The sequence below is a fragment of the bacterium genome, assembly GCA_020440705.1.
Taxonomy (GTDB): domain Bacteria; phylum Krumholzibacteriota; class Krumholzibacteriia; order LZORAL124-64-63; family LZORAL124-64-63; genus JAGRNP01.
The window spans coordinates 6,797-13,415 of record JAGRNP010000108.1 but is presented as its reverse complement, the minus strand read 5'-3'; the positions used below and the strand labels follow the sequence as shown (position 1 = coordinate 13,415).

Genomic DNA, 6,619 nt, shown 5'->3' with positions numbered 1-6,619 from the left:
CGGGGCGTGCCACAAGTGCATGAACTGCGGCGCGACGACCGGTTGCTCCTAGACCCGTGATCGGCTGATCCGTTTCGACGGAGCGAGCTGAGGCAAGGGAATGCCAGGTGACCCGGCAGAGAAGGATCTCTGCCGGGTCATTTTCATGTGGTCCGGCGTCCCGGCGGAGAACCTGCTCTGCCGGGCCGTTTCCTATGTCCAGCGACCCGGCAGAGAGCCGACTCTGTCGGGCAGTGTCGAACCCCGCACACCCCTCGTGACCGACGTGGGCGAGTGCTCGTACCGCGCCACCCTGCGCTGCCTGGACGGCGACTAGGGGCCGCGATCCGCGTCCGTCCGGAATGGGCGAGCCGGGCGGACGCCAGAAGGCCGGCGGGAATTCCCGCCGGCCTTCGTCGTCTTCGCTGGAACGGGGTCAGCCGCCGAGGGCGGCCTCGATGGCCTCGCGCAGCTCCGCGTCGTCCGGCTGGGTGCGCGGCCCGAAGCGCGCGATCACCTTGCCGTCGCGGCCGACGAGGTACTTGGTGAAGTTCCAGCTGGGCTCCTCGAGGCCGCCGGCGGTGAGGAAACGGTACACGTTGCACTTCTCGTCGCCCTTGACCGGGACCTTCGCGAAGAGCGGGAAGGTGACGTCGAACTTCGTGGTGCAGAACTCGCGGATCTCCGCCGCGGTGCCCGGCTCCTGGCCCATGAAGTCGTTGCTGGGGAAGCCGAGGATGACGAATCCCGCGTCCTTCTTCTCGCGGTACAGGGCCTCGAGGCCCTCGTACTGGGGCGTCAGGCCGCACTTGCTGGCCACGTTCACCACCAGGGCGACCTGGCCCTGCCACGGCTCGAGGGTCGTCTCCTCGCCGGCGAGGGTGTGGGTGGCCAGGGGCCAGAGGACCCCGTCGGCTTCGGCGGCCGGCTTCTGCATGCCCGAGGCCAGGGCGCCGCGCAGGCCCAGCAGCCCGAAGGCCGCCCCGCCGACGAGCACCGCCGCCCCGATGATCAGCACCGTCTTCATGGTCGAATTCTCCTTGTCGCGTCCTAACGGAGCCAGTGGCCGAGGGCGACGCCCACGAAGGTGGCCACGGCGTAGCCCAGGGTCCCGCACAGGATAGCCGGCAGGACCAGGGTCTGCCACCGGCGCGCCACGGCCATGGCCGCGGCCGTGGTCGGGCCGCCCATGTTGGCGTTCGAGGCGATCACCAGCTCGCTCAGGTCGAGCCGCAGCAGCCAGCCGCCGAGCAGCAGCACGAGCAGGTGGATGGTCAGGATCAGGGCCGCGAAGAAGAACAGCACGGGGCCCACCTTGAGCACGACGGCGATGTTGGCGCTCGCGCCGACCACCGCGAAGAAGATCTGCATCAGGAAGGTGCCCACGACCTCGGCCCCGTCCAGGCGCCGGAACGGCCCGGGCAGCAGCGTGGCCAGGGTGACGGTCAGGGCGGTGACGACGAGGATGCCGCTGCCCTTCCAGCCGGTCAGGCCGGCCAGGCCGAAGCCCACCGCGCACAGGCCCAGGGCGATGGCCACGGCCAGGGCCGTGGTGCCCACCGGCGGGAACGACGACGTCTGCTCCCGGTGCGCGTCGAGCTCGGCCGAGCCTTCGGCCAGGGCGTGGTGGCGCACGGGGAAGCGGCCGCGCAGGGCGGCGATGCCGGGCAGGGCGAAGAGGACCAGGAAATAGAGGGCCATGACCAGGTTGTCGGCCGCGACGCCGGCGCTGAGCAGGTCGCCCGAGCGCAGGCCCACCGCCTCGGCCGCGGCCGCGTAGTTCATGCTGCCGCCGATGTAGGTGGCCGAGAAGACGGCGGCCAGCTGCCAGCCCTCCTCGCCCAGCGGCACCACGTGGAAGGCGACGATCGTGCCGAGCACCGTGCCCACGGCGCCGATGGCGAAGGCCAGCAGGGTGGGGCCCGCCTCGCGCAGGATGCGCCGCAGGTCGGCCCGGAACAGGAGCAGGGGAATGGCCAGGGGGACCAGGTAGCCCCACACCACGTCGTAGGCGGGCACGCCGTCGGCGGGGATCACGCCCAGGTTCGACAGGACGAAGGTCGCCGTCATGGTCAGGATGGCGCCCGAGAAGCGGCGGCCGATGCGGCTGTTCTCGCCGAGGAAGCCGAAGGCGGCGGCGCCGACCAGCACCGTCCAGACGGCCCAGCTCTGGTCGGGGTGGATCAGGGGAGTGGACAAGGGCGATTCCTTTCGCTGCGGTTCGGGTGGCGGCCAGCCTAGCACAGGTCCGCGGCCCGGGGCAGCCCCGATCGCGCGGCCGCGGGCGCATTCGGGGGTTGCCAGCGGGGGGGCGACTGGCGCATCATGATCCCGGCAGGATGCTGACCCCGCGACGAAAGATGGAGCCATGTCCCGGATCATCCCCTTCCCAGCCTGTCGCCGGCGCCGTCCGGGGGCCGTGGCGCTCGTGGCGCTGGCCCTGGTCCTGGCTGCCGCGACCCTTCCGGCCCCGCCGGTCCGGGCCCAGGACGCCGTGCGCGACTGGAACCAGACCGCCGACCCCCTCGAAGGCGCCATCGGCCTGCACTACGGCCAGCTCGGCGGCCACGGGCTGGCCTTCCGCATGCCCCTGCGCTGGTGGCTGTACCTGCAGGTGGCCGGCGGCGTCTGGCACACCGAGGACAAGAAGCAGCACGACGTCGGGTTCAACCTGAACTACCTGCTGCGGCAGGACCAGCGCCTGCGCCTGTTCATCAACGCGGGCGTGGGCTACTTCTACCGCAGGGAACTGGTGGGCACGAGCGGCGGCCAGGACGTCTTCGACACCGACAAGAACTGGAACCTCGGCGGCGGCGTCGGGCTCGAGTACCTGCAGGGCTCGCGCTGGGCCTGGAAGGTCGAGGCCGACTTCGCCCATCTCGGCAAGAGCGGGGACATCAAGGTGATCCCGCAGGCCGGCATCTCCTACTACTGGTAGGCCGCGCCCATGGACATCCGCCGCTACAACGCCGCCGCCTGGGACAACCAGGTCCGGCGCCGCAGCCCCTGGACCATTCCCGTGACGCGCCGGGTGATCGCCGCCGCGCGCCGCGGCGAGTTCGCCATCAAGCTCACCTCGCACCGGACCGTGCCGGCCGCCTGGTTCCCGCCGCTGGCCGGCGCGCGCGTGCTGCTGCTGGGCGGGGGCGGGGGGCAGCAGGGGCCGGTGCTCGCCGCGGTCGGCGCCCAGGTGACGGTGCTCGACAACTCGCCGGCGCAGCTGGCCCAGGACCGGCAGGTGGCCGCGCGCGAGGGCCTCGACCTCGTCCTGGTCGAGGGGGACATGGCCGACCTCGGCGCCTTCGCCTCCGGCGGCTTCGACCTCGTCTTCAATCCGTGCAGCACCTGCTTCGTGCCGGACCTCGCGCCCGTCTGGGCCGAGGCCTTCCGCGTGCTGCGGCCGGACGGAGTCTTTCTCTCCGGGCACATGAATCCGGCCTACTATCTCTTCGATTTCGACAAGTCCGAGCGGGGGGAACTGGAGGTCCGGTACACGCTGCCCTATGCCGACATCTCCAGCCTGCCGCCGGACCAGCGCCGCCGTTTCGAGGCCGAGGGCACGCCCTACGAGTTCAGCCACACCCTCGACGCGCTGATCGGGGGCCAGACCGCGGCCGGCTTCGCCATCACCGGCTTCTACGAGGACGTCTTCCCGCCCGCGACCGACGACACCGCCAGCCGCTACATGGGGACCCTCTTCGCCCTGCGCGCGGTCAAGCCGGCGCGGCCGCTGCCATGACCGCCGCGGACGGCCTGCAGCGCGCCCGGCGCGCCTGGAGCCTGTACGACTGGGCCAACTCGGCCTTCGCCCTGTCGGTCATGTCGGCCCTGTTCCCGCCCTTCTTTCGCGGCCTGGCCCTCGACGCCGGCTTCGCCCCGGGCACGGCCACCGCCCTGTGGGGCTACGTCACGGCGGGCGGGCTGCTGCTCGTCGCCGTGACCGCGCCCGTCCTCGGGGCCGTGGCCGACGTCACCGGCGGGCGCAAGCGCTACCTGGCCTTCTTCGCCGGCCTGGGCGTGCTCTTCACGGCCCTGTTCGTGCTCATCGGGCCGGGGGCGTGGCGCACCGCGGCGTTGCTCTATGTCGGGGCCAACTTCGGGTTCGCGGCCTCGATCGTCTTCTACGAATCGCTGCTGCCGGGACTGGCCCGCGGCCCCGAACTGGACCGCCTGTCGGCCCGGGCCTACAGCCTCGGCTACGCCGGCAGCGGGCTGCTGCTCCTGCTGAACCTGGCCTGGGTCATGCGGCCGGGCTGGTTCGGCCTGCCGGACGCCGGCGTGGCGCTGAAGGTCTCCTTCGTGAGCGTCGCCGTGTGGTGGGGCGTGTTCTCGGTGCCGCTGCTGCGGCACGTGCCCGAGCCGCCGGTGGTGCGCGAGGCCGGCGACACGGGCACCGGTCCGGTGGCCCGGCAGGGCTTCCGGCGCCTGTGGCGCACCTTCGGCGAGATCCGGCGCCAGCGGTCGCTGCTCGTCTTCCTGCTGGCGTACTGGATCTACAACGACGGCATCGGCACCATCGTCAAGATGGCCACGGCCTACGGTTCGGAACTGGGCATCGGCCGCACCCACCTGATCGGGGCCCTGGTGCTGACGCAGGTGGTGGGCATCCCCTGCGCACTGGCCTGCGGGCGCCTGGCCCAGGCCTGGGGAGCCAAGCGCACGGTGCTGCTCACCCTCGCGGGCTATCTCGCAATCAGCGTGGGGGGCTACTTCATGGCTTCGCCCCTGCACTTCTACCTGCTGGCGGGGGCGGTGGGCATGGTCCAGGGCGGGGCCCAGGCTCTGAGCCGCTCCCTGTTCGCGGTCATGGTCCCGGCCCACCGCAGCGCCGAGTACTTCGGCTTCTTCGCCACGAGCGGGAAGCTGGCGGGCGTCACCGGTCCGCTGGTGTTCGGGATCGTCAGCCAGGTGACGGGCACCGGCCGGCTGGGCATCCTGTCGCTGCTGGCCTTCTTCGTGGTCGGGGGCGTGCTGCTGGCGCGCGTCGACGTGGCGGCGGGCGTGGCCGAGGCCCGCCGCATCGAACGGGAGGCCGGGGCGGCGTGAACCTCGCCAATCCGGCGCGACGGATTTACCCTGTGTGCACCGGCTCCGGGCCGGCGAGGTGAAGCATGGACGACCGCAGGCCGATCATCACCAAGGACCCCATGTACCAGCTGCTGCGGGTCGACAACGTGAAGGCCTTCAACATCAAGAAGGAAGCGGGCGGCACCTGCGAACTGCGCGGCACGAACCTGCGCGCCCTGGACCTGCGCGGCCTCGACGCCGAGGGCCTCGACTTCACCGACGCCTACTTCCGCGACGCCGACCTGCGCGGGATCGACTTCAGCCGGGCGATCCTGCGCGGCGCGAGCTTCCGCGGCGCCAAGATCTCGGGCTGCCTGTTCCCCGGCGACCTGAGTCCCGCCGAGATCCGCCTGTCCGTCGATCTGGGCACGCGGGTCCGCTACCGCGACGACTGACCCCCGGCCCACAGGACGGTACCGCCCATCGACACCGTGATCGACTTCCTCGTGCACTTCGCCACCGAGACCTGGCGGCTCACCGCCGAGATGGCGGGCTGGCTGCTGCTGGGCTTCGCCGTCGCCGGCCTGCTGTCGGTCTTCATCTCGCCCGTGTGGATGGAGCGCCACCTGGGCGGCCGCGGCCTGGCGCCCGTCTTCAAGGCGTCGCTCTTCGGCGTGCCGCTGCCCCTCTGCTCGTGCGGCGTGATCCCCGTGGCGGCGAGCCTGCGCCAGCACGGCGCCAGCCGCGCGGCCACCACCGCGTTCCTGCTCTCGACGCCCCAGACGGGCGTCGACTCGATCCTGATCACGTACTCCATGCTGGGCCCGTTCTTCGCCGTCTTCCGGCCCCTGGCGGCCCTGGCCACGGGCGTGCTCGGTGGCGCCGCGGTGCAGGCCGCCGAGCCGGACGCCCACCGCAGCTCCGCCGACGGCCGGGGCCTCGCCGGCGCCAACGGCGTGACCGACGACCGTCCCCGCGGCCTGGCCGCCCGCCTGCGCGCCGCCTGGTCCTACGGCACCGTCACCCTGCCCGGCGACATCGGCCGGGCCCTGCTGTGGGGCATCCTCATCGCGGGCCTCATCGCCGCCGCCGTGCCGGAGGACTTCCTGGGCGCCTACCTCGGCCGGGGACCGCTGTCGATCGCGCTGATGATGGCCGTCGGCATCCCCATCTACGTGTGCGCCACGGCGAGCGTGCCCCTGGCCGCGGGCTTCATCGCCCTGGGCGCCACGCCCGGCGCGGCCCTGGCCTTCCTGGTGGCCGGCCCCGCCACCAACGCGGCCACCCTGACCACCATCGGCCGCGTGCTCGGGCGCCGCACCATGCTGATCTACCTGGCCACGGTGGCCGTGGCGGCCTTCGGCGGCGGCGTGCTGCTCGACTGGCTGATGCCGCGGGCGGCCGACCTGCTGCCCGCCCTGGGCGACCACGCCCACCACCACGACGGCGTCGCCTGGTGGCACCACGTGTTCGGCGCGGCCCTGGTGGCCGTGATGACCTGGAGCTGGTGGCGCTCGCGGCGCCAGCCGGACTGCTGCGAGGACGGCGCCTGCCACGCGCCGGCGGAAGGAACGACGATGCAGAAGCAGGAATTCGTGGTCGAGGGCATGAACTGCAGCCACTGCCAGAACAG

At 72.3% G+C, this 6,619-nt stretch carries 8 protein-coding genes; 6 read left to right on the top strand and 2 right to left on the bottom strand.

Translation table 11 applies throughout. The annotated features are described in order from the left end of the window. The first annotated feature begins 145 nt into the window (after positions 1–145). Positions 146–316, top strand: a complete 171-nt coding sequence (locus KDM41_14160) for a hypothetical protein (protein MCB1184570.1) — start codon at positions 146–148, stop codon at positions 314–316. Positions 317–415: 99 nt separating this feature from the next. On the opposite strand, the gene KDM41_14155 is transcribed toward KDM41_14160, so the two are convergent. Beyond that, a complete protein-coding gene (locus KDM41_14155; protein ID MCB1184569.1) occupies positions 416–916 on the bottom strand; it encodes a glutathione peroxidase in 501 nt (166 codons plus the stop codon). 113 nt (positions 917–1,029) lie between these two features. Then, a complete protein-coding gene (locus tag KDM41_14150; GenBank protein ID MCB1184568.1) occupies positions 1,030–2,349 on the bottom strand; it encodes a DUF819 family protein in 1,320 nt (439 codons plus the stop codon). Between KDM41_14150 and KDM41_14145 the strand changes: the two genes are divergently transcribed. The 5 genes from KDM41_14145 to KDM41_14125 all read left to right on the top strand — a co-directional run. Next, positions 2,348–2,917 carry a hypothetical protein gene (locus KDM41_14145; GenBank protein ID MCB1184567.1) on the top strand — a complete coding sequence of 190 codons (570 nt, stop codon included), beginning with the start codon at positions 2,348–2,350 and terminating at the stop codon, positions 2,915–2,917. The two genes, KDM41_14150 and KDM41_14145, sit on opposite strands and share 2 nt — an antisense overlap. A 9-nt stretch (positions 2,918–2,926) precedes the next feature. Continuing rightward, positions 2,927–3,718: a class I SAM-dependent methyltransferase gene (locus KDM41_14140; GenBank protein ID MCB1184566.1), complete on the top strand. Its 792-nt coding sequence runs from the start codon at positions 2,927–2,929 to the stop codon at positions 3,716–3,718. Next, entirely contained in the window at positions 3,715–5,025 is a 1,311-nt protein-coding gene (locus KDM41_14135) for an MFS transporter (GenBank protein ID MCB1184565.1), read from the top strand. The genes KDM41_14140 and KDM41_14135 overlap by 4 nt, the downstream gene beginning before the upstream one ends. Before the next feature lie 65 nt (positions 5,026–5,090). After that, complete coding sequence (locus KDM41_14130) at positions 5,091–5,441, top strand: pentapeptide repeat-containing protein (protein ID MCB1184564.1); 351 nt, start codon at positions 5,091–5,093, stop codon at positions 5,439–5,441. A 36-nt stretch (positions 5,442–5,477) separates the two neighbouring features. After that, positions 5,478–6,619: SO_0444 family Cu/Zn efflux transporter (locus KDM41_14125; GenBank protein MCB1184563.1), on the top strand; the 1,142-nt coding region annotated here is incomplete at its 3' end.